This is a genomic window from Nostoc sp. (assembly GCF_036917275.1).
In the GTDB taxonomy this organism is placed as follows: domain Bacteria; phylum Cyanobacteriota; class Cyanobacteriia; order Cyanobacteriales; family Nostocaceae; genus Nostoc.
On sequence record NZ_JBALDF010000060.1, the window covers coordinates 147,511 to 171,949 of the forward strand.

17 protein-coding genes are annotated in these 24,439 nt (G+C 42.3%); 9 read left to right on the top strand and 8 right to left on the bottom strand.

The window, feature by feature from the left end:
• Positions 1-80 precede the first annotated feature (80 nt).
• From V7K35_RS23955 to V7K35_RS23965, 3 genes are all read left to right on the top strand, one after another.
• The gene (locus V7K35_RS23955; protein WP_334795401.1) at positions 81-296 is read left to right on the top strand and encodes a DUF2839 domain-containing protein; all 216 of its coding nucleotides are present in this window, start codon (positions 81-83) and stop codon (positions 294-296) included.
• A gap of 500 nt (positions 297-796) precedes the next feature.
• A complete protein-coding gene (locus V7K35_RS23960; protein ID WP_335082262.1) occupies positions 797-2,890 on the top strand; it encodes a prolyl oligopeptidase family serine peptidase in 2,094 nt (697 codons plus the stop codon).
• Positions 2,891-3,056: 166 nt separating this feature from the next.
• On the top strand, positions 3,057-3,533 hold the full coding sequence (locus V7K35_RS23965) for a Uma2 family endonuclease (RefSeq protein WP_335082264.1): 477 nt from the start codon (positions 3,057-3,059) through the stop codon (positions 3,531-3,533).
• Between the two features lie 250 nt (positions 3,534-3,783).
• Here V7K35_RS23965 and V7K35_RS23970 read toward each other — a convergent pair whose 3' ends face one another.
• Positions 3,784-4,269 (bottom strand): hypothetical protein, encoded by a 486-nt coding sequence (locus tag V7K35_RS23970; RefSeq protein ID WP_335082266.1) that lies wholly within the window; start codon positions 4,267-4,269, stop codon positions 3,784-3,786.
• 429 nt (positions 4,270-4,698) lie between these two features.
• Between V7K35_RS23970 and V7K35_RS23975 the strand changes: the two genes are divergently transcribed.
• Positions 4,699-7,455 (top strand): M16 family metallopeptidase, encoded by a 2,757-nt coding sequence (locus tag V7K35_RS23975; protein ID WP_335082268.1) that lies wholly within the window; start codon positions 4,699-4,701, stop codon positions 7,453-7,455.
• 672 nt (positions 7,456-8,127) lie between these two features.
• On the top strand, positions 8,128-8,616 hold the full coding sequence (locus tag V7K35_RS23980) for a hypothetical protein (protein WP_335082270.1): 489 nt from the start codon (positions 8,128-8,130) through the stop codon (positions 8,614-8,616).
• A 514-nt stretch (positions 8,617-9,130) separates the two neighbouring features.
• Here the strand turns inward: V7K35_RS23980 and V7K35_RS23985 are convergent.
• The gene (locus tag V7K35_RS23985; protein ID WP_298904684.1) at positions 9,131-9,298 is read right to left on the bottom strand and encodes a hypothetical protein; all 168 of its coding nucleotides are present in this window, start codon (positions 9,296-9,298) and stop codon (positions 9,131-9,133) included.
• A gap of 107 nt (positions 9,299-9,405) precedes the next feature.
• On the opposite strand from V7K35_RS23985, the gene glyA reads away from it, so the two are divergent.
• The 3 genes from glyA to V7K35_RS24000 all read left to right on the top strand — a co-directional run bounded on the left by glyA (position 9,406) and on the right by V7K35_RS24000 (position 14,591).
• Positions 9,406-10,689, top strand: a complete 1,284-nt coding sequence (gene glyA / locus V7K35_RS23990) for a serine hydroxymethyltransferase (protein WP_334795392.1) — start codon at positions 9,406-9,408, stop codon at positions 10,687-10,689.
• A gap of 80 nt (positions 10,690-10,769) precedes the next feature.
• Positions 10,770-12,020 carry a competence/damage-inducible protein A gene (locus V7K35_RS23995; RefSeq protein WP_335082291.1) on the top strand — a complete coding sequence of 417 codons (1,251 nt, stop codon included), beginning with the start codon at positions 10,770-10,772 and terminating at the stop codon, positions 12,018-12,020.
• Between the two features lie 558 nt (positions 12,021-12,578).
• The gene (locus V7K35_RS24000; protein ID WP_335082272.1) at positions 12,579-14,591 is read left to right on the top strand and encodes a cytochrome c peroxidase; all 2,013 of its coding nucleotides are present in this window, start codon (positions 12,579-12,581) and stop codon (positions 14,589-14,591) included.
• Between the two features lie 208 nt (positions 14,592-14,799).
• On the opposite strand, the gene V7K35_RS24005 is transcribed toward V7K35_RS24000, so the two are convergent.
• Complete coding sequence (locus V7K35_RS24005) at positions 14,800-16,383, bottom strand: hypothetical protein (protein WP_335082274.1); 1,584 nt, start codon at positions 16,381-16,383, stop codon at positions 14,800-14,802.
• 201 nt (positions 16,384-16,584) lie between these two features.
• Here V7K35_RS24005 and V7K35_RS24010 point away from each other — a divergent pair, with 201 nt between their 5' ends.
• Positions 16,585-17,379, top strand: a complete 795-nt coding sequence (locus V7K35_RS24010) for an LmeA family phospholipid-binding protein (protein WP_335082276.1) — start codon at positions 16,585-16,587, stop codon at positions 17,377-17,379.
• Between the two features lie 371 nt (positions 17,380-17,750).
• Here the strand turns inward: V7K35_RS24010 and V7K35_RS24015 are convergent, their stop codons facing one another.
• The 5 genes from V7K35_RS24015 to V7K35_RS24035 form a co-directional block, all read right to left on the bottom strand.
• Complete coding sequence (locus V7K35_RS24015; protein WP_335082278.1) at positions 17,751-19,142, bottom strand: UDP-glucose dehydrogenase family protein; 1,392 nt, start codon at positions 19,140-19,142, stop codon at positions 17,751-17,753.
• A 140-nt stretch (positions 19,143-19,282) separates the two neighbouring features.
• Positions 19,283-20,233: a UDP-glucuronic acid decarboxylase family protein gene (locus V7K35_RS24020; RefSeq protein ID WP_335082281.1), complete on the bottom strand. Its 951-nt coding sequence runs from the start codon at positions 20,231-20,233 to the stop codon at positions 19,283-19,285.
• A 559-nt stretch (positions 20,234-20,792) separates the two neighbouring features.
• On the bottom strand, positions 20,793-22,928 hold the full coding sequence (locus V7K35_RS24025) for a cation:proton antiporter domain-containing protein (RefSeq protein WP_335082283.1): 2,136 nt from the start codon (positions 22,926-22,928) through the stop codon (positions 20,793-20,795).
• Positions 22,929-23,069: 141 nt separating this feature from the next.
• Positions 23,070-23,726, bottom strand: a complete 657-nt coding sequence (locus V7K35_RS24030; RefSeq protein ID WP_334794876.1) for an HAS-barrel domain-containing protein — start codon at positions 23,724-23,726, stop codon at positions 23,070-23,072.
• Between the two features lie 120 nt (positions 23,727-23,846).
• Entirely contained in the window at positions 23,847-24,044 is a 198-nt protein-coding gene (locus V7K35_RS24035) for an NAD(P)H dehydrogenase subunit NdhS (RefSeq protein ID WP_273766774.1), read from the bottom strand.
• Positions 24,045-24,439 lie beyond the last annotated feature (395 nt).

The window sequence follows — 24,439 nt, forward strand, 5'->3', positions numbered from 1 at the left end:
AATGCGATTCATTGCCTCTCTATAGCCATGATTCCTGGCAAGATAAATTTAGAACCTAAGTAAAATTTGAGTTGCTGATTATGGGTGAAGCAAAGCGTCGAAAAACCGCACAAGGGGAAACATACGGTCAAGAGACTCGGATCTTGCCTTGGGTTCCTATCACAAAGGCTCAATCCGAACTATTTGTCAGTTGGACTACTCGTGGTGCCTGGATAGGCATTATCCTTATGGCTGTAGGATGGGCGACTATCCGTTTTATCGGCCCAGCCTTCGGTTGGTGGCAAGTAGTATTCTAAATCTTGCTGTTAGCCTTCTGACTCAGAGAGACCTTGAATCTTACTCCCCACGCTAGGAGGGAACGAGCTGCTCTTGTTAGGTCTCTATTTGGACTCAACTGAGAAACGCTATAGAAATATACCAGATAAGGGGTTTGGCTTCAAACTGATGCAAATTAAATGAGCCATCGCTTGTTTATACTTCAATCCGCTTGGATTAAGGCTTGATCCTCCCTAACTCAAGCGGATTAGTTTATCTTGCTTGCTGATTAAAATCCTAACGGGACTGCTTGCTACTTACTAGTACAGCACGGCGTAAATAAGTAGACCATCGAAAAGCCCTAAAGAGCTTATTCCATAATACTTTTGACTTTTGACTTTTGACTTTTGACTTCCGCCTTGCGGTACTAGTACCCCAGCAGGTACTCTTTCCAATTGGAAGCTTGCAGGTTTAGTCAGTGTATGCTCCAGTCTTAGGTCTATCTTTGTAGTATGTAAAGAAGCACTTTTGACCTGAGATTATGCCCTCCTCTAAAAAACCCCTCACCTACCCATCCAGCCACAAGAGTAATCAAGTCGATAGCTACCACGGGACTTTAGTTGCAGATCCTTACCGTTGGTTAGAAGATCCTGACTCTGAAGAAACAAGGATTTGGATTGAGGCACAAAATCAAGTTACTTTTGGCTACTTGAGTGAAATTCCTACCAGGGAAAAAATTAAACAGCGCCTCACCAAACTTTGGGATTATGAAAAATATGGTATCCCTTTTAAAGAAGGTGAATCTCTGCAAGACGGTTCCACCGAACGCTACTTTTATTTCAAAAATGACGGACTGCAAAATCAAAGTGTATTCTACACCCTAAAAACCCTCGAAGACCAACCCAAAGTTTTGCTCGATCCCAATAAACTTTCAGAAGATGGCACTGTTGCTCTTTCAGGATTGTCTATTAGCGATGATGGCAAACTTTTAGCATACGGTCTATCCGCCTCTGGTTCTGATTGGCAAGAGTGGAAAGTCCGCGATGTTGAGACAGGTGAAGACCTGCAAGACCACCTGAAGTGGATTAAATTTTCTGGTGCATCGTGGACACATGATAATCAAGGTTTCTTTTACAGTCGCTACGATCAGCCGAATGAAAAAACTCAATTAGAAGATGTCAACTATTATCAAAAGCTCTACTATCATCAACTAGGTAAACCCCAATCAGAAGATGTACTAATTTATCATCGTCCTGACCAAAAGGAATGGGGTTTTAGTGGTGGTGTTACTGAAGATGGAGGCTATCTAATAATTTCTGTTTGGCTGGGAACTGACTCCAAGAATTTATTTTTCTACAAAGATTTGACTAACCCTAATGCGGAAGTCGTAGAACTAATTAACCAGTTTGAGGCAGATTACAGCTTTATTGACAATGATGAGCGCCTGTTTTATTTCCGCACGGATTTAAATGCACCACGGGGACGAGTTATTGCGATTGACACCAAAAACCCTGCGCCAGAAAATTGGCAAGAAATCATCCCCCAATCAGCAGAAACGTTAGAAAGTGTAGGCATACTCAATAATCAATTTGTTGCAGATTACCTCAAAGATGCTCACAGCCAAATTAAAATTTTTGACCTCAAAGGTGCGTTTATCCGCGAGGTAGAACTACCTGGACTTGGTTCAGCCGGAGGTTTTGGAGGAAAACGTAATGATACCGAAACTTTTTATATTTTCACCAGTTTCACCACACCAGGAACTATCTATCGCTACGATATGATAACTGGTAAAAGTACCATCTTTCGCCAGTCAGAAGTAGATTTTAATCCTGATAATTACGAGACAAAACAAGTTTTTTATGATAGCAAAGATGGTACTAGAGTGCCAATGTTTATTACGCATAAAAAGGGCATTAAATTAGATGGAAATAATCCGACTTATCTCTATGCTTATGGTGGTTTTAATGCCTCAATGACACCTAGTTTTTCTGTGAGTCTTTTGGTATGGATGGAGATGGGTGGTGTCTATGCTATGCCCAATATCCGCGGCGGTGGAGAATACGGCGAAGAATGGCATCAAGCAGGAATAAAGGATAAAAAGCAGAATGTCTTTGATGACTTTATTGGCGCAGCTGAGTGGCTGATTGCTAATAAGTATACTAAGACTGATAAGCTGGCGATCGCAGGTGGTAGTAACGGCGGCTTATTGGTGGGTGCTTGCATGGCACAACGTCCTGATTTGTTTGGTGCAGCCTTACCAGCAGTCGGGGTGATGGATATGTTACGGTTCCACAAATTTACCATCGGTTGGGCTTGGACTTCCGAATATGGTTCAGCAGATAATCCAGAAGAGTTTCCAGCGCTGTATGCTTATTCGCCATTGCAAAATCTCAAACCAGATACAGCTTATCCAGCAACCTTAATTACCACAGCCGATCATGATGATCGCGTTGTCCCTGCTCATAGTTTCAAATTTGCCGCAGCTTTGCAAGAAGCTCACACTGGTGATGCGCCAACGTTAATTAGAATTGAGACTAAAGCTGGACATGGTGCGGGTAAACCCACAGCTAAAATCATCGAAGAAGCCGCAGATAAATGGGCTTTTTTGGTGCGTGCTTTGAATGTTGAAGTTTAGAATAATGTAACTGATTATCTCACGCAAATATGCCAAGCCGCTCAAATAAACTTTGCGTTTTTGCGTGAGTGTTTTTGCTATCAATCAACAGTAAATATCAGCAATGATAGGAGACTCGATATTGATGAGTTAAAATTAAATCAATCACTCTAGCCAAATATTAACTATGAGATGGGAAGAAGTTTGTGAACACAAACAATTACAAGATTTACCCTTCAAAATTGAATTAAATAAATGGGGTCAAATCGTAATGAGTCCAGTCAAAATTAAACATTCTTTTTATCAAGGAAGAATTCAACGTTTATTAGAATCTTTATTAAATACAGGAGAAGTAATGCCAGAATGTGCTATTAACACATCAGATGGTGTGAAAGTTGCTGATGTTGTCTGGTGTTCAGAAGAACGATTTTATAAAATTGAAGACGAAGTATCAGCATCTATTGCACCAGAAATTTGTGTAGAAGTTAAATCCAGTGGTAACACTTTGGAAGAAATGGAATTTAAAAGAAATTTATATTTAGAAGCTCAAGCTGTGGAAATATGGTTATGTAATGAACAAAGTCAAATGAAATTTTATAATGAGCAAGGGGAATTAGGGCAATCTTTATTAGTTCCTAACTTTCCTAAGCAAATTAAACGGTAATTAAACCCTTAACTGAACCGTATTGGTCTATGAAGGCGATCGCTCATAAAAATCACAAGGAAAGAAAATCTGTTTTAATAAGCTATTAAGCTACTTCTAAGCTTTTGATCAAAAGATGTTATCACCCAGATGCCAAATTAAAAGGGAATCAAGTTAAGCAATAAGGGTGGAGAGAAACAATTATTTTCCTTCACCCTTACTGTTTTGCTCCATCTGAGCAAGAAGTCTAATTTCTATATCCCTCTTGTGCTTAAAACACGACAAATCGGGCTGTACCCTTGAGATTGATTATTGTATAAAGTTGTTTCTGCTGCTGGTTGGATTGAGGAATCGTAGAAAAACGATTCAATGTTGTGATTCCGTTGGTTACAATTTTTACTTCCTCGCCCAATCCAATTTTTACACGGGGTATGAGCAAGCTAAATATGGTGTACTCACCATTTAGCGTCTGTTTAATAGTCACAGTCACTAGTGTACCAATTTCCGTTTCTACGGTACGGATTTGCTTTTCTCCTTCAAAGTTTAATGTCTGTTTTTGGTCTTTATATTGGAAAGAAGGCTTGCCAATAAAGCTTGTTGTTGAGTAATTAATACTGAGTTTCTCACCTTTTAAATTATACCCTGTGAAACTATACACGTCTGGTGCGTTTTCTTCTAAGGCATAAGATTGTGATACAGGTATTGCTGCTAAAGTTATACCTAAAGTGAATGATGCAATTAAGTTTCTTGTTTGCATATCTCAAAAATTTATTGCTAGTTTGATCAAGATATCTACCCTGATGGGATGACAATAAGAATTAAACCAATTATAAAGGTGAATATTCCGAAAAACTTGTCAAATCGAACACATTGCAATCGTTGTTAATATACTTGTAATAATTTGTAATAGTGCGTAAAGTTACATATATATTGAAAATAGGGAATAAGTGGCAATAAATAGGGAAAGGGATTTTTATACCCTTGTTGTGGGCTATTGCTCGTAGCTATCTTGCAAATAGATAAACTTGAAAACCGACTATTACAGCATGGCGAAAATAAAGCTACCATTGAAAGTGGTAAAAAAACTGAAAATATAAGTCTTTTGACTTTTTCAAAACGGTACTAGAATTTTGTTTTATAATTAGAGATTTTGAATTTTGCATTGCTTATGAAGTTACGCTCATATATGCTTATCGGGTTTTTACTTAGCCTTCTCCTAAGTATTGTGCCTTTTTCGAGGAATTTTACCAATGCTGCAACACCAACAGCAGCCGCACCTGTATCTACTCTCTCGTTCACCCAAGGGGTGAAAAAAACGGTATTGGACAACGGCTTAACAGTGCTAACCAAAGAAGTCCATACCGCTCCAGTAGTCAGCGTACAAGTCTGGTATAAAGTTGGTTCACGCAACGAGGTTAAGGGAGAGAATGGCATTTCTCACCAGCTAGAACATTTGATGTTCAAGGGTACAACTGACCGTCCAGTGCAGTTTGGAAGGTTGTTTAGTGCCTTGGGTAGCCAGTTCAATGCCTTTACTAGTTATGACGAAACAGCTTACTTTGGCACAGTGCAGCGAGACAAACTCGAAGCATTGTTGACACTAGAAGCCGATCGCATGGAAAACTCCTTAGTTGGGACTGAACAACTCGCAAGTGAAAAGCGGGTGGTGATCTCCGAGTTACAGGGGTACGAAAATTCACCAGGCTATCGTCTGGATCGGGCGGTGATGCGAGATGCTTTCCCTAGCAGAGCCTATGGCTTACCTGTGGGAGGTACAAAAGCCGATGTAGAGAAATTCACGGTGGAGCAGGTGCGGAATTATTACCAAACCTACTACAGCCCAGAGAATGCCACGTTGGTGATTACTGGGGATTTTGCCACAGAACCTGTATTGAAAGTTGTTAAAGAAACTTATGGGAAGTTGCCAAAACGAGCCAAGACGGCTGTGGCTAAAAATTCTGCCCAGGTGAGTGCTTCAACCTCTGCTAAAAAAGCAACCATTGTCCTCAAGCAGCCTGGAAGTGCGGCACTACTGCAAGCGGTGTATCCGTTACCAGATATCAAGCATCCTGATGTGCCAGCAATTGATGTGATGGATGCCATTCTCACAGGCGGACGTAGCTCTAGACTTTACCAAGCATTGGTGGAATCTGGACTTGCTAGTTCGGTGAGTGGCGGTGCAGCCGAACTCATCGAACCAGGTTGGTATCAAATTGATGCTACGGCGGCAGCCGGTCAAGAGTTAGGGAAAATTGCCCAGGTGCTCCAGGAATCTTTAGCAAAATTGCAACAGCAGCCAGTCACTACAGAAGAATTGAACCGAGCGAAGACGCAGCTGCAAGCCTCGTATATTTTGGGTAACCAAGACATCACTAGTCAAGCTAGCCAACTGGGATATAACCAAACTGTGGCCGGCGATTATCGTTATATTGAAAAGTATCTGGCTGCGATCGCTAAAGTCACCCCAGCCGAGGTGCAGCAAGCAGCAAAAACTTACCTAAATCCGGCTAAACAAACCATCGGCTTCTTTGAGCCAACTCAACCAGATGGTAAACCAGGGACTTCTAGCGCTGGTTCTGGTCGGACAGTGGAAAATTTCAGCCCCGGTAAGCCTGTAGATCCAGCAGAACTGGCTAAATATCTTCCACCTGCCACATCAGCTACAGATTCGGGCAAACAATCACTACCAGAAGAGTTTACCTTGAATAATGGTTTGCGGGTTCTGCTCTTGAGCGAGCGCAACCTCCCCACGATTAACCTGAGTGGACAAATTGACGCCGGTAGCGAGTTTGACGGCAATCAAAAAGCTGGATTAGCGAATCTGACTGCGACTAACTTAATGAATGGGACGCAGACTAAAAACGCTCTTACCCTAGCGAAAACCTTAGAAGACCGAGGAGCCGATTTGAACTTCGGTGCTAGCCGCGAGGGAGTTAGCGTCAGTGGTGAGGGACTTTCAGCGAACCTGCCGATATTGATTCAAACTCTGGCAGATGTGTTAGAAAACGCCACTTTCCCAGCCGACCAGTTAGAACTGAGTCGCCAGCGGGCGTTGATAAGTCTCAAAGTCCAGCTAGATGACCCCAGAGGACTGGGACGACAAGTATTTCAGCAAGCAATTTACCCAGAAAATCATCCATTCCATAGCTTTCCCACGGCCGAGAGCTTAAAGAGCGTTACTCGTGATGATTTGCTTGCCTTCTACCAGACACACTACCGACCAGATACCACAACGATCGCTTTAGTAGGAGACTTTGATCCAGTTAAGGTAAAAGCTTTGCTGAATCAGGCGTTTGGTAAATGGCAAGCCACAGGTAAGCAACCTGTTCTTAAAATAGCGTCCGTGTCATTACCGCAAACTTTAACACGTCTAAACAAACTAATTCCCGGTAAGACAGAGGCTGTTACTTACATCGGGTACAACGGCATCGCTCGGAAAGACCCACGTTATTATGCGGCACTAGTGCTAAATCAAGTTTTGGGTGGTGATACCTTATCAAGCCGCTTGGGTACGGAAGTGCGCGATCGCCAAGGTCTAACCTACGGTATCTATAGTGGTTTTGCCGCCGGAATCAATCCTGGCCCGTTCTTGATTCAGATGCAGACTGCTCCTGGAGATACCCAAAAAGCGATCGCCAGTACTCTCGCTTTACTCAAACAGTTGCGCGAACAAGGTGTAACTGAGGCTGAATTCAACGCGGCAAAACGCTCAATTACTAATAGTTACCCCGTGGATTTAGCTAATCCCAGTGATGTATCAAGCATCATTTTGAGTAATGCTGTCTTGGGACTTTCACGAGCAGAAATCCGAGAGTTTCCCCAGCAGATTCAAGCAGTCACTATGGCTCAGATGCAACAGGCAATTGAGGATTTAATTAAGCCAGAAAATCTGATAATTGTCACCGCCGGGCCTGGAGATACTGTACCCAAGATTGGATCGTAATTTCACTTGAAGAAGAATACAGAAGTCAGAATACAGGAGTCAGAATAAAAAATTGGTTGAGGATTCTGACCCCTTCCAATTAAAGACTCCCAACAAGGGAGGGGTTTTAGACCCTTCTACTCAGAAGCCAGGAGTCAAAAAAATATGAGCGTTCTATCTTTCTGAATTCTGACTTCTGACTTCTGATTTCTGACTCCTGACTCATGACTCCTGAGTTCTTCTTGATAAGGGACTTCCAGTTAAAAAACATCGCATCCCTGCGGGACGCTCCGCGAACGTAGGGGCGCAAGGCCTTGCGCCTCTACAGATGTACAAATAATTTTGGATAATTTATTTTTGGTCAGTCCCTAAAGGTGCAAAGCACATCTTTGCACCTTTGCATGTTGGTTGAGATTAGACCTTTTGCTTTTATTAATATAGCTTGAAATATTAGCACCGACTTACTCATTGCCATATATTACTAATTGCGATTGCCTAAAATTTATCAAAACTTTTTTTATATTAAACTCTAGTGAAGAATTCAAAATTTAGTGAGTAAATTAAGTAATTAAACCGTAAACCAATCATTTATATAAAGTTATTATCAATTGATAATTTTTTAATGTAAATATCAAAGACTGAGCTAGACAATTGGGTTATTCTGATAACGACGGCATCTAGTCAACCACAATTATGAAAAGTCTAGAACATATTGACCCTATTTTTGAAGGACTTTTTTCTAAAATTAGTCCGAAAGTAGCAGCCTCTTTTACTGATGAGCAATTAAAAGCTATACAAAGGGGTTTTGGCTCTCATGTTTGGACTCGTCATTCTATAGATATAAGAGTTTCATTCCCGATTCAAAGACTTCGATTTTATCTAGTTTTATTAGCAGGTTCGGAATATCTTTCGCAACAGGGCTTGCAATCTAAAAAAGGTAGATATCCTCTTTTAAATCCAGGTAATTTAATATTATTAACAGTATTTGCAACCGTTCTCTTGAGTTGTGGCTTCACTATCTTCTGTTTTTTATGGTCTTCAGTTATTTCACTTACTTCTATTTCAACTTCGCCTTACCCTACATCTATTCCTTGGATTTTTGATAAATCTGAATGCGAATATACTAACAGAACTTGGCGTAATGATAAGTGTTGGGATGATAAACACAGTTCGATGTTTTAAAGCCTATTCACCTCGACAATAAAAATAATATGCCTAAAAAGCATTTAACTAAATATTCGTCCAAAAGTGGCACTTTTCTACAACAGTTTTTCGCCTGCATTCCTCCTCAAGTAGCAGCTACCTTTACCGATGTTCAATTGACAGAATTAGAAAAGGTATTTATAAAGCGGGTTAGCAAGCGCTCGGCTGTGGATATCAGGCTTTATATCCCATTTATTAAAAAGCGTTTCTATGTAGTTTTTTTACTTGGCAAGCAAAACAGGTAAAAAGAGAACTGAAAAGATTTAATCCTCACACCTGTAAATACAGCACTTTCGGCAGCTATGAGGTACATTCTCAAATCTGAAAGCTTTGATAGGAGACGGCAAGGAGAAAAACTGTATTGCATAATAGCCGGAAGCGCTGTAACGCACAGTCAATTGCCGAAGCTTCAGCTTTTTGTCCCACAATTTCAAACAATTTTTCATTTAGAAAAATACTGAGTGCTTAAAGTTTTCAGCGAATAACTTCGCAGTTATGTACCGCAAGCGTTGTATAACGCACAGTCAATTGTCGAAGCTTCAGCTTTTTGTCCGACAGAAGAGCGATCGCAAAAAGCTTTATTTAGCCCAGTTTCAAAAAGCAACGTTATGATAATTAATGCATTAATCGAGCTTGCGTCTAATAATAAATAAGTTGGCACAAATAAACCTCCAGAGTACGGAGACGATTAATCGCCTTTGTAAAGCTGTTAGGTGCTGCGCCCAACCAAAATCAGCCGTTGTACAAATTTCCACAAGGATAATTGAAGTGACTAGGACTAATTCAGACTTTCTTACCTCCTCTGATCCAGCGATCGCGGAGTTAATCAACGACGAACTACAGCGTCAGCGAGACCACTTGGAGTTGATTGCTAGTGAAAACTTTACCTCCGCTGCTGTACTGGCGGCTCAAGGTTCGGTACTGACAAATAAATATGCCGAGGGATTACCTGGTAAACGCTATTATGGCGGTTGTGAGTTTATCGACAAAATCGAACAACTGGCGATCAACCGAGCTAAACAGATATTTGGTGCTGCTCACGCAAATGTACAACCTCATTCTGGCGCCCAAGCTAATTTTGCAGTGTTCCTATCCTTGCTGGAACCAGGTGACAAAATTATGGGGATGGATTTGTCTCATGGGGGACATCTCACCCACGGTTCACCTGTAAATGTTTCAGGTAAGTGGTTCCAAGTTAGCCACTACGGTGTCAGCCAACAAACAGAACAACTTGACTACGACCAAATTCGGGAGCTGGCGCTGAGGGAGCGTCCTAAGCTGCTGATTTGTGGTTATTCGGCTTATCCCCGGATAATTGATTTTGAAAAGTTCCGCAGCATTGCTGATGAAATCGGCGCTTACTTACTGGCGGATATTGCCCATATCGCTGGTTTGGTTGCTAGTGGTCTTCATCCTGATCCCATTCCTCATTGTCATGTAGTAACAACAACTACACACAAGACTCTACGCGGCCCTAGAGGTGGCTTAATCTTGACCAGCGACGCAGAACTAGGTAAAAAGCTAGATAAATCTGTTTTTCCTGGTAGCCAGGGCGGGCCATTAGAACACGTCATTGCTGGTAAAGCAGTAGCTTTTGGAGAAGCTCTGAAGCCTGAGTTTAAAACCTATTCTGCCCAAGTGATTGAAAATGCTCGTGCTTTGGCAGAACAACTGCAAAACCGGGGCTTAAAGATTGTGTCAAATGGCACTGACAATCATTTAATGCTCGTGGATTTACGTTCTATTGGCATGACGGGTAAGCAGGCGGATCAGCTAGTCAGCACCGTGAATATTACTGCTAACAAAAATACTGTTCCCTTTGATCCACAATCGCCATTTGTTACCAGTGGTCTAAGATTAGGTTCGCCGGCAATGACCACAAGGGGCTTAGGAGTAGCAGAATTTACCGAGATTGGAAATATTATTAGCGATCGCCTGCTTTCTCCAGATTCCGAGGTAGTTACTCAAGATTGTCGGCAAAGGGTAGCAGCATTGTGCGATCGCTTCCCCTTATATTCTCACCTGGAAATCCCTGTCCCAGCACTAGCATAATTGGGCATGGGGGATTGGTAAATAGTTCCCAATTCCCCATTCCTCATTCCCAATTCCCAATTCCCCCATTTCCCATTCCAATGAGTGCAGAAATTATTTGTGTTGGTACTGAACTGCTGCTAGGAGATATCCTCAACGGCAATGCTCAATTTTTGGCGCAACAATTAGCGCAACTAGGTATCCCCCACTACTATCAAACAGTGGTTGGGGATAATCCAGAACGGTTGAAGCAAGTTATAGAAATTGCTATTTCCAGAGCGCAAATTCTCATTTTCACTGGTGGACTCGGCCCGACACCAGACGACCTCACCTGCGAAGCGATCGCCGATTTTTTTAAAGTCCCCTTGGTAGAACGCTCTGACATCATCGAAGACATAATCCAGAAATTTGCCCAACGTGGTCGGGTTATGTCACCAAGTAACCGCAAGCAAGCTTTGATTCCCCAAGGTGCAGAAATTCTACCCAACCCCACTGGAACAGCACCTGGTATCATTTGGCAACCTCGTCCTGAAATCACGATTTTTACCTTTCCTGGTGTTCCCAGTGAAATGCATCCGATGTGGGAAGAAACAGCCATCCCATTTCTCAAAAGTCAGGGTTGGGGTAAAGAAATTATTTATAGCCGGAGTTTAAAATTTTGGGGTATTGGTGAATCTGCTTTGGCGGAAAAGGTTGCTTCCTATTTGAAGTTGCCAAATCCCACAGTAGCCCCTTATGCAGGTAAGGGGGAAGTAAGATTGCGAGTTTCTGCTAAAGCAAATTCAGAAGCAGCCGCAGAAGCCTTAATTGCGCCCATTGAGAAACAGATTAAAGAAATCGCTGGACTAGATTTTTACGGCGTTAATAATGATACTCTCGCTTCCGTGGTCGGTCAGTTATTGCTTGCATCAAAAGAAACACTTTCCGTAGCAGAATCTTGCACTGGTGGCGGACTGGGGCAAATGTTGACTGAGATTTCAGGGAGTTCTGATTACTTTTGGGGTGGAGTAATTTCTTATGACAATTCGGTGAAGGTTGGGCTGCTGGGGGTTAACCCAGAAGATTTAGATAAATTTGGAGCGGTAAGTGCTACCGTTGCAGAGCAAATGGCAATTGGAGTTAAAACCCGCCTTGCAACAACATGGGGATTGAGTATTACTGGTATTGCCGGTCCAACCGGAGGAACAGATACCAAGCCAGTGGGTTTAGTTTACGTTGGTTTGGCTGGGCCAAAGGATGAAGTGGCAAGTTTTGAGTATCAGTTTGGTACAGTGCGAGGGCGCGCTCTAATTCGTCATGTGAGTGCAAATGCAGCGTTGGATAATCTGCGCCGGAAGTTGTTGACAAGATAGGAAATATGTTAAGTTTGTCATCCGATTTGGATGACAAGCGTATCTAACGATAATTGGTTTATATAAAATATTAAGATTTTAAAACTAACTTGCAGAATGTGGGTAAAAAGTTATTATCTTGTTTATATCTTGTTAATAACTTATCAATATCTTGTTAATAGCTTGTTAATAACTACAATATTATATTTTTTATCATGTTTTCCTGATTAGTTTATTGTTCGTACAGTTTCATTCACAGGTATTGCGTTTCAACAACGAAATCTCATTTGGTAGGAAAAACTTCTTTGTCCTCAAAATGTCTAGAAAATCAGATCGGTACTGCTTGGTATTTTGTAGATAGTTACAATCCTTCATTAGTAATTTTGTACTAATTAAAAGAAGGCTGAGTTTTTGTGAGTCAGTCTCAACCCCTTCTTGAAAGATTAAGCTCATAATCAATTTGTCAATAAGTAATAGTAGTTAATTTACAGCGTAAATACTATTGACAAAATTCATTTTATCTTAATCTGTCAAGAATGGCCTCAACATCATAATTTCCACACGTATAGCGAGGTCTTAATGATACCCTCAAATGGTGCATTAGCAATGTTACTAGTGCTAATTTTGATGCTTTTTTGGATTTATTTAAGGTTTAAAACTAAAACCAAAATAGTATCAAGATATTCACGCCCTCTGGCAATTTTCGTCATAGTTTCTCTGGCGATCGCTGGTGGAGGCATTGTATCGGCAGTAACACCAAACCCGGCTCCCCTAGATAACATAACCAGTTTACCTCCGGCTACAACTGGAGACCCTAACCCGGCGAACCCACCACTCCTGACAGCAGTGGCTCAACCAAGCAATCTTGCAGACTTTGTTCAAGACCAAACAGCCCTACTCAAGCTAGGAAAATCCCTATTCTGGGATATGCAGCTTGGTAGTGACGGCGTTCAGTCCTGTGCTACTTGTCACTTTCATGCAGGAGCTGATAATAGATCAAAGAATCAAATCAATCCTGGTTTTTTGGCATCACTGAAAGATACAACTTTCCAGGTAGGTGGTGGTGCAAACTATCAACTCACGGCGGCAGATTTTCCATTTCACAAGCTGGCAGATCCTAATGATCGAACCAGTACAGTTATTTCTGACACTAACGATGTCGCCTCATCCCAAGGTGTGTTTAACAGTGTTATTAATAACACTGTTCCGGGTCGACCAGAGGATTCGACTACATCTGTGCCAGATCCAGACGGCTTTCAAGTCAATGGAATTAATGTGCGTCGAGTTGAGCCACGTAATACCCCAACGGTAATTAATACAATCTTCAATAAACTCCAGTTTTGGGATGGTCGCGCCAAGGAAACCTTTAATGGGGTGAATATAAAAGGAGCAGCAGACTTTAATGCTAAAGTTTACATAGCTACAACATCAAGGCAACTAACTCCTGTTTCCATTTCGCTCAACAATTCCTCTCTAGCTTCCCTAGTAACCGGGCCACTATTGAGTCCATTTGAGACATCTGCTGGTGGTCGTACTTTACCTGAAGTCGGTTCTAAGTTTCTGCGGAAAAAAGGTCAGAAGCTCAAAAGCCTCAGACCCTTAGGTAAACAACTTGTAGATCGGCAAGACAGTGTTTTAGGATCTAATAGTCGATCCCGTAAGCCCGGTTTGGATATCTCATCCTATGATCAGCTGATTCGGCAAGCCTTTAAAAAGCAATGGTGGAAGTCAAAGTCAATCATTCAAGTTGACAGTAATGGAACACCAACAGTCCTCGGCAAAAATGATGATGGTAATGAGAGTGAGGAAGGACTGACTTTACCTAAAAATCAGTTTTCGCTTAGGGATTGGAACTTCTCCTTATTCTCTGCGTTAGCAATGCAAAAGTATATCTCTACTCTTGTGTCTGACCAGACACCTTTTGATAAATTCCAAGCGGGAAATATTAATGCTCTCACAGATCAGGAAAAAAGCGGTCTGACTGTGTTTGTCAATACTCCGGCTAATGGTGGCGGTAATTGTAACGTCTGCCATACAATTCCAGAATTCACCAGAGCTTCGGTGAGAAGAACCGCAGGAGTAGCTTCAACTGATTCAACTGATCCGCTAATTAATAATCCAACTAACGGCTTCTTCCCTAACTACGGTGTCAGACCTGCCTCTGATGACCCAGGAGCCGGAAATACTACCACATCACTGTTCAAAGCACCTGCCCTTCGTAACATCGGCTTGACAGCTCCATATATGCATAACGGTGGGAAGGCAACTCTGGAGCAAGTAGTAGACTTTTACAATCGTGGTCGAGGTGACGACGGTGGACTTGGTGCAGTACCGTTGAACTTAACCGATGCTAAAAAAGCTGATTTGGTCGCTTTCTTAAGAACCGGACTTACTGATCAGCGAGTCCTCCTTGAACAAGCACCCTTTGACCATCCGCAATTGTTCATCCCCAATGGACATCCCGGCAATCAAAGTTCAGTGACTGCCAGTGGCAATACTAATGGAACTCCTACTGCTACAGATCAGCTAATAGAAATACCTGCAGTTGGTCGTATAGGTGTCAAGACTGCCCAGTCAAATTTCTTAGAGTAAGACTCTAGACTTGAAACGTAACCATCTGCCCTTGTTGCATTGCTTTATCCAAAGTAGCAGCAATGGGCAGATTTTCTAACTTAGGGATGAATAAGCTGTTACGTATACAACTTGCACTATCAGGGCGGGCAAGATGCCCACCCCACAATCATATTGAAAAAATATTAGTGCAAATTAAAGGCGCAACAGCTTAACACTAATATTCAGGTTATTTGATTGCAGCTAAATCACGGTTTAACTTTTTGTTAATCGTTTCTAACACCTTAGCTTCTTCTGGCGTAATTACCCCGTCTAAATGAGCAATTTTTTGACATTGAGCCAGTAAAGGTACGGCAAAATCACTATTAATTTGCTCAAGTAAAGTTTCTAAAGATGGTGGAGATTTAATATGAGAAGCGATGGCATCGATTGAAGCAGGACTAAGGTTAGCAGCTTGTAATTCTGGTAAAATATCTTCCCAAGACTTATCTAGATTACCTGCTAAGACAATGTGAACCAAAATTTGATCCATAATTTTTTCTTGAAAAATAGCGGCTTCGAGAAATTTTCCGCTCTCTAGTTGAGCATCTACTAATGTTGCCTCTAAAGTTAATGGATTCTGTTTTGCTTCATAAAACTGACAAGCCGCATAACCTAATGCATAAATCATGACTGCATTTGAACTAGCACCAATTACGGCTCCTGCTATTGGCAGATTTCGTAGTAAACCCAAACCTGCTTTGATTGCTGTTTTTCCACCCAGCCCTAAACCAAAAATTGCTACTGCTTCCGCTTTGCGATCGGAATCTTCTAAATCCATGCCATAGGCGGCAGCAATTTGGTAAACTAACTCTACCGATAACGCAGATGTAGCAGCCCAATCCACCATAAACATTGCAGCTGCTTGTCCTGGTGCAAGACTACTAGCAAGCCCTGTTCCTCCCGCTAAAACAGCTTTTTCCAGCATGAGATAATGGGCAATTTGCGCTGGTTCTTCATTTGGGTGTTCTTGCTGTAACTTTCTGACAGAAGCCTCAGCTTTCACTAAATCAACCTGTTGAATTAAAGGATTTAACCAATCTTGATTTAGAGATTTTATTGCTACTTGTAATTGGGGATTATTGCCAACAATTGCTAGTGCCTGCCCTGCTATTTGTGTTCCCTGAAAAGCTGCGCTACCAATAGTCCCACTCATGCCTATAGCTGCTCCTGTAGCAGCTTGTCCACCTTGAACAGCAGCACGGCTAACAACTCTGGCTGTTCCTGCAACAGCTTGCCCAGCTTGAACGGCAGCACCTCCAATAGTTTCACTCATGCCCATAGCTGCTCCTGTAGCAGCTTGTCCAGCTTGAACAGCAGCACCGCCAACTACTTCGGCTGTTCCTGCTACTGTTTCAAACAATGAATCCCAAAAAGATGGTTTTTTTACAGTTAATTTATTATTTGTTGTTTTAGTAATGGTAATTGAAGATTCCACTTCAACATTTGTTTGAGGTCTTAATCCAACTGAATTTACTAGTGCTTCTAACTCAATTTCTTGTTGCCAATCTGGAAAATCCTCGCCTGTTACTCTACCGTATATTTTGACATTTTTAAAAGATTCGATGCTTAAATTAATTAATCCATCACAAATAAGTGGGACTACCAACTGTTGTACTGGAACTTCAAATGATTCCAGCATTATCTGTAGAGAATTTTGTTTGAAACTAGTTTTTGGCGTAATTATGGGTAAATTTAACCACTGACTTACCAAAGTGTTAATCGCATTTGTATCGCCCTGCTTGGCAAGTTCTAGAATGTTTAGCTGTATCATACTTAGTACTGGTGAGAATCTTAGCAATAACTTAGTTCAATTATTCCCACTCGCTATACGAAAGTAACATTTGACACATTAGACTTATAACCATCAGCAATCTCATACCTATCCATCAGTACAATTAATCACGGGATCGCTTGCTGTATTCTTCACAGTTTGTTACAAAAGTACAAAGAACTTCTAGAGACCCAAAACCACATGTTCGGCGGACTTACTGGTTTACAAAATCCTAAAGGCACAGATTGGGGAGAGCGAATGCTCAACACAGTTGCCAGCCAAACGATTCGCCACCTGTTTACCCAAAGCGAGTCAGTAGAAGTTTTTGTGCGCTGTTATCCCTCCAGCAAACTGTTGCAAGGCAGCATTGATAGCTTCAAAATGAGCGGTAGTGGCTTGGTGATTCGCAGAGATTTCGCAGTAGAGGAGATGTCTTTTGAAACCGATGCGGTGGCTATTGACTTCGGCTCGGTTTTAAAGGGCAAACTCAGTCTTAAGCAACCCACTCAAGCGATCGCTCAGGTAATTCTATCAGAAGCAGGTATCAACCAAGCTTTTAATGCGGAACTGGTGAAAAAGCGCCTGCTTAATCTCTCAGTACCATCACTGACGGCATTATCTGGCGGTGAACCAGTTTCCTTTACGGAAGTTCAGGTACAGCTATTACCTGAAAATCGCTTACAGCTCATAGCAAAAGCAGATTTAAACAATGGTGAACTTGTACCCCTGAGCATGATTCTAACTATAGGCATTGAAAGGCGGCGGCGAGTTTCTTTCAAAGATCCGAAAATTGAACTCGACCAGGTGCCAGAAGCCCAACGGGAAATCTCGCAAACCTTAAGCCTGGCTCTGGTAGAAATTTTGGATAATATGGTTGATTTAGATCGCTTTGACCTCGATGGAGTGAAAATGCGGCTCAACCGATTAGAAACTGAAGGTCAAAAACTTATTTTCAGTGGATATGCTGAAATTGAGCGTATTCCAAGTAGCGCTTGACATGAAGCTTTCACGTAAACAAAGAAAGTAAAGTTTTTTTAATATGAGTTCGGCGAACCTCTCCCTGCCTTGAACTAAAGTTCAAGTCTGTCCCTCTGTCCTATCGAAGAGGGATGGTTTTATATAGTAAAATCTCTTAAAGGTATTTTGATTAAGCTAATTAGACGGACACTATATGAGCCGTAAAATTCACGTTTTTTCAGCGTATTTGCATCTTTGGGCGAAGCTCTAAAATTAAATACCGCCTAAAACGTTTTAGGCGGTATTGTAAATAAATTTTTGGGTTTTTAAGAGAGTTAGAGTTAGCAATTAAGGATTATAGCTTGTAAGTAATTCTTATCCATCATTGATTACTCATAACTCCTAACTATCTATCTTCCCACGCCTACATATTGGAATCCAGCCCGGATCATTGCTTCGGGGTCGAGGAAGTTACGACCATCAATGATAACGGGGTGAGCCATCAATTTTGCCATCTTCACATAATCCAGAGTGCTGAATTGCTGCCATTCGGTGACGAGTACTAAAGCATCGCAGCCGTCAGCAAGTCTTTCGGCATCGGTTTCTACTAGTACACCGGAAAGCCCATGACGTAGACCTGTTTGGGAAACAATCGGGTCGTAGGCCTTGACTTTGGCTCCTAGTCGGTTTAGCTGCTCAATTAGGTTGAGTGCTGGGGCGTCGCGTAAGTCGTCGGTATCTGGCTTGAAGGTCAGTCCGAGTAGTCCGACTGTTTTGCCTTTGAGAATTTTCAGAACATGTTGGAGTTTCTCCAAAGCAATCAACCGCTGACGTTCGTTGACACTGACAGCGGATTTCAGTAGTTGGGCTTCATAACCATAGTCATCAGCAGTGTGAATCAGGGCGGAGACATCTTTGGGAAAGCAGGAACCGCCCCAACCAATACCAGCTTGTAAAAACTTGTTACCAATGCGGGAGTCTAGACCAATACCTTTAGCTACTTGGGTGACATCAGCACCGACGCGATCGCAAATATTAGCAACTTCGTTAATAAAACTAATCTTAGTGGCTAAAAAGGCATTAGCGGCGTATTTGATCATCTCCGCCGAACTCAGGTCTGTTGCCAAAATTGGCACAGGGGGTAAAGATTGATCCTCAGCATACTTACGTTCCACAATTGGGGCGTACAGTTGTTGCATCAAGGCTACAGCCCTTTGACTATTGCCTCCTAGTACAATGCGATCGGGGTTGAAGGTGTCGTGAACTGCCGAACCTTCGCGCAAAAACTCTGGATTGCTGATCACATCAAACTGGGCTGCAATCTCAGGTAATTTCTCATCACTCAACACCCCACCTGCGGTTACTAGTGTTTTCTGCCGTTCAGCTGTACCATCTAGAACAAGCATCCGCACCCAGTCACCTGAGCCAATAGGGACTGTAGATTTATTCACTATGACTTTATAACCACCGTTGAGATTTTCCCCAATCCCACGGGCTACAGCTTCAACATAACGAGTATCACTTTCACCAGTGGGTAAAGGTGGTGTTCCCACAGCAATAAACAGAATTTCTCCGTGGGTAACTCCAGCAGCGAGATCACTAGTAAAATGAATCTTCTCTGTTTGAATGGCAGACTGCATAATTTCTGAGAGTCCCGGCTCAAAAATTGGGGACTGTCCAGACTTCATTAACTTAACTTTTTCTTCGTTATTGTCTACGCAAATTACATCATGCCCAATATGAGCCAAGCAAGCACCTGTAACTAAACCAACGTAACCAGTACCAATCACGCAAACACGCATTTTTTAACTCCTCACTTTTTTGGAATTAGTCTTCAAAAAGAAGTTCTCAAACACTTATACACAGCCAGGAAACTCAACCACTAAGGATATTAGTTATCGAGAGCGAACCTGTATGAAAATTCCGAGCGACGCTAGGCGCTTTAAATAGTTGAATTACTGACATCGCTTTGAATGCGATCGCGAAAATCTTCTATTGTTAGTTTTAACCCCTCTTGCAAAGGAATTGTAGGTTCCCAATTTAACCAAGTTTTTGCCTTTGTGATATCAGGCTGGCGACGCCGAGGATCGTCCGAAGGTAGTGTCTCGAACTTAATCTGTGCGTCCGGGCTGATCATATTTTGCACTGCTTGTGCTAATTGTAAAATCGTGTATTCACCAGGATTGCCCAAATTTACTGGGCCAATGTACTCGCCATTCATCAGGCGGATGAATCCTTCCACTAAATCGGAAACGTAGCAGAAACTACGAGTTTGCGAACCATCACCGTACACGGTTAGAGGATTACCTCGCAAGGCTTGAACTATAAAGTTGCTCACCACCCGACCATCGTTTTCTAACATTCTTGGTCCGTAGGTATTGAAAATCCGAGCCACTCGAATATCAACTTTATTTTGCCTGTAGTAATCAAATGCTAGAGTCTCAGCAATTCTTTTGCCTTCGTCGTAGCATGAACGTATCCCAATGGGATTGACGCTACCTCTGTACTCTTCGGGTTGGGGATGAACTTCTGGATCTCCGTATACTTCACTAGTTGAAGCCAAGAAAAACCTAGCTTTCACACGTTTAGCCAGCCCCAACATATTTAGTGTTCCCATCACGTTAGTTTTTACAGTTTTAACTGGGTTGTACTGGTAATGTACCGGAGAAGCAGGACAAGCTAAATGATAAATTTGATCCACTTCTAACCGAATTGGTTCGGTAATATCGTGGCGGATAAGTTCAAAGTACGGATGACCTAACCATTTAAGAATGTTGCGTTTGTGACCAGTGTAAAAATTATCCAAGCATATTAATTCATGCCCATCAGTCATTAGTCGGTCGATGAGATGGGAACCAATAAACCCAGCACCGCCCGTCACCAAAATTCTCATAGTTTCCCAGTTACTTACAAATATTTTCAGTAGCTATTGCACTTACTTTTAGATTACCCAGCTTGAGGACAAAATACAAAACGAAAAAAAGAATAAGGTTCAATCAAAAAGTGTTGTTGAACTTACTTAGGTTATAGTTTTGTGATGTTTTTACCTGCTTCCTTAGTAATTTAACTAGCAAAATAACAAACTTAGTCTCAAGATTGTTATTTTGCATCTCAAGTTCATCAAATCTTCAATAATATAAAGTGTTTTTACGGTTATTACTGTTCTCAGTTGGATGCAAAGTAGCACAGAGGAGGTTGACTAGAAATGTACTGCACTATCGCCCCTGGTGTCTCCCCTTCTCCCATTCGTGAGAGGCCAACGCCTGCCGTAAGATGCCCAAAGGGCTGTAGAAAGAAGACCGCGCTGCTGCACCAAAATTCAAAATCGTTCGACTGAGCGTAGCCGTACCACTTCTCTACGAGACGCTCCGCGAACGTGGAAGCAAGCTACGTGTAGCGTTCCGCAGGAAAGTCCAAAATCAAAAATTTGATAGAGTGAACTCTGCCTCGTATCATACAGCAGATGTAATGCTGGTAACCGGGTTAGACATAACTATATTTGTGGTTTGAGTGCTTTGCGGTTCTCCAAGCATGATAATGGAGCAGGTGAGTTGTCTAGCTAACTGGGTTGTGACATCGCTAATGGCTAACCCTCCAGGACTGGTACGATTACGTATAAAAGGTAAAACTACTAAATCATATAATCGTGCTGCCTGCAAAATTGCTTGGGCAACATTTTCATGAGCGATAATTTGAATTTCTGGGGTATTGGCCAAAGCTAATTTAGATACCAGTAAGGAGAGATGCGATCGCCTCCAAGCAATTTTACTGGAACTAGTGCGGCGATCGCACACATTCAGCACAGTAATGTGGCTCTGATTTGCCTCTGCCAGCATCTGGGCAAATTGCACAGGCTGTAATGTAGGTGCTGTTAAGTTTTCTACTGGTACTAAGATGCGCTGAATTTTTTTCGGTGATTCTACTAGACGTGTCACCGCTACTGGACAATGGGATGCCCAAAGCACACCATCAATCACATTCCCAAATAAACGTGCTCGCAACCCAGTCCGTTTACCCCAACCCATAACAATTAAATTAGCATTTTGTTCACGAGCAGCTCTGCTAATTCCCTGAGCAAAGGCATCATCAATTCGGAGCAGTGGTTCTGCGGCCACACCCAATACTCGACTTTGTGCCGTGGCTTTGGTCAATAACCGTTCACTCCGTTGTAGAGAGGCTTCTAACTGCGGTGCATCCATCTGAGCAGCAGCAGCAGCGATCGCTAGTGGTACAATTTTGCCCTGAGACTGACGCGCTAATAGTGCCGCCATTTCAATCAAATACTGCTCGGTCTGAGGATTATAAACAGGTACGACTATAGTAAAAGCACTGCCTGTTTCTGGTGCGTTTTGGTCAGGTAGGGGTGCTGGATCTTCAGCTGGTGAGGAATTTAAACCAACAGCTATTCTACTAGTTATCAACGGCCCCAAGGTTGATGTGACAAGCATTAAGACAATGACACTGTGTAATACTTCTAATGGCAGCAAATCAGCCCGATATCCCACTAACGTTGCTGCTAAGGTTGTAGCAACCTGGGGAAGTGATAGCGACCAGACGGTTAGCATTTCTTGCCACTTATAGCGGTAAACCAGTTTTGTCAACAAAGCTGCAATTAATTTACTGACAAGCAAACCGACTATCATCAACAGCGTTAACTTGAGCGTGTCCAGGTTGTTCACAAAGGCAGGTAGATTGATCAGTAAGCCAAGGTCAACAAAGAAAATGGGAATAAATAGCACACTGCCAATAAATACCACCTTTTCTTTGACTGGGCCTTCACCCACAGCTTCATTCACCGCCAAACCCGCTAAAAAAGCACCAACAATTTTTTCTACCCCAATCAATTGAGCGCCCACAGCCGCCAAAAACATAGAAAGCAACACAAACAAAAACTTGTTTCCTTCGTCGTCTCCAGATCGTTTGAAAAATTCTTTGCCTGCCCAATCAAAGCCTGTGACAACAGCAACAGAGTAAATAGTTAACCAACCCGACAAGGTGAGTAGTTTAGCAAAGCTGAATGCTCCAGCATGAGTGATGCCTACACAAACACCCAATATCAGCACTGCACCAATATCTGTAAAAATCTTAGCTCCAATGGTGACAGTAACAGCATCATTGTTTACCACTCCCAAACGGCTGATTATGGGATATGCCAAAAGGGTATAGGAAGCGAATAAAGAGCCAATTAAGATTGAAGTATTCCAGCCAGAGCCTAAAATTAGTGCTACTAAGGTTCCCATCACCAGGGGTACACTGAAAGTCAAGCTAGCAAACCCAAAGGCACGACTTTTCTGGCGGCGGAACTGCTCTAAATCAACTTCTAATCCTGTGACAAACAGCAAGTAAATTAATCCAATGTCGGATAGCAGGTTAATCAGCGGCGAGTCAGACTGAAATAGATTCCAGCCTGAGGACCCAAGTACTACCCCTGAGAAAACCAAACCCACTAATACTGGTAATTTTAGCCGCTCAAAGATGATGGGTATAACTAAGATGACCACCAGCAAAATAGCAAAGGGAACAATTGGTTCCTTGCCAAGAACTTGGGAAGTTGGTTCCAGAACAAGAACTTGTGATATGAGTTCCATAGGTAGGAATTGAAGGGGCTATGGTAAAACTGCGATTACCTTGGGGCCGATCACCTGAGCGATATAAATGTAGAAGCCACCTGACGAAAAATCAAAAATATTAACTTGCACTAACTAGGCAATTGTTTAAGAACTAACTACCTACGGATGGATTTGACTCAAAATGAACCGCAAGCGATCGTAGTCGTCTTTAAGTAACACGCTCAGGCTACGTCCAGCTTTAATTAGCCATTCTCGGTCAGCTTTGCGTAACTGGTATACATCTCGAATGGCAGCTGCACTCAAAGACTCTACTGGCGCACCGTTTATAGAAAGCAGTGTCCGCAAAAAATCTAGTTCTTCAGTAAATTTAATGATTGCTTCTGGTTCGCACCGATAAACAGCTTGATGAATTTGCGGGGGACGGGGTGGTAGATACTGATATATTCTTTGGTTATAACCTCGATTTTGGGAAGACTGCTCAAATCCCACGATCGCAGCCCGGAATTCAGTTCTGAGCATGGCAAATATTTGGGGTTGTTCCTCGCGTAAGTCTTGCAATGACAACCCCAAAGCTCTGGCCCGGTGTACGGAATCTATGGGCATAGTTGTGGCATAATACACCACAGCAAAAACTTGATTGCCAGATTCTTCATCTACAGAACAGACCCAACTACCAAAAGGTGGCATGGAAGGAAAGCTCAAATCTTCCGGTTCCAAACACTGGGCCAAAAATTCGGTACTATTAGTCTCAATCACCTCCGCAATGTGGTTGGGATGGCGATCGCCAGTAGCAAACTGTGGTAGGGGGAGGCGCATGGGAGTGCTAAGTGCTGTTAGCGGATAGCTATGGTTGAGCCAGTGCTGAGTGCTGAGTGCTGAGTTAGAAGTATATGAGTGATGAGTTGAGGAATCATAACTCCTAACTCCTAACTAATCTTATTTGGCTTTTTTACGTCCGGCTGTGGTCTCTACGAGTGACAATTCGCTCAGGCGGAAGGTAACTAATTTATCCCAGTTCCCACCTTCAAATAATACGGCTACTTTGCCATCACTCACCCGTTGCACGAGTCCTTCGTAGCGGTAATAGGTATCTGCACGATTGTTGACGCGAACAGTTGCTCCAGGCAGAATCATGTTTTTAGCCTCGCTTGTTTCCTGTTATATAGCTTAATACTTTTGACAGTCCCCAGCCTAAATGCTTGTCATTACCCATATCTTTTTAATCTCTGGCTTCGTTGCCAACCCGCCTTGAAATAAATAAAGAACAAATCCAAAAGACGCTCTCTTACGAGACGCTCTTGCTAGCAATATCCCCGTAGGAGTACGCAAACTCTCTAAGAGTTGCCATGCCGCAGGCTTTACGCTGCGCTATCGTCAATTCCATTATCCAAAATTGGTTGACCTTGACAAGAAATAACACGATTTGCCGACAAGCTCAGTGTCTTAAGACCTGAGGTGCGATTCGTTCACTCGAAATGAGTATAAATATTCAGGGATGAGTGACATTTGAGAGATAACCCCATTGGGTT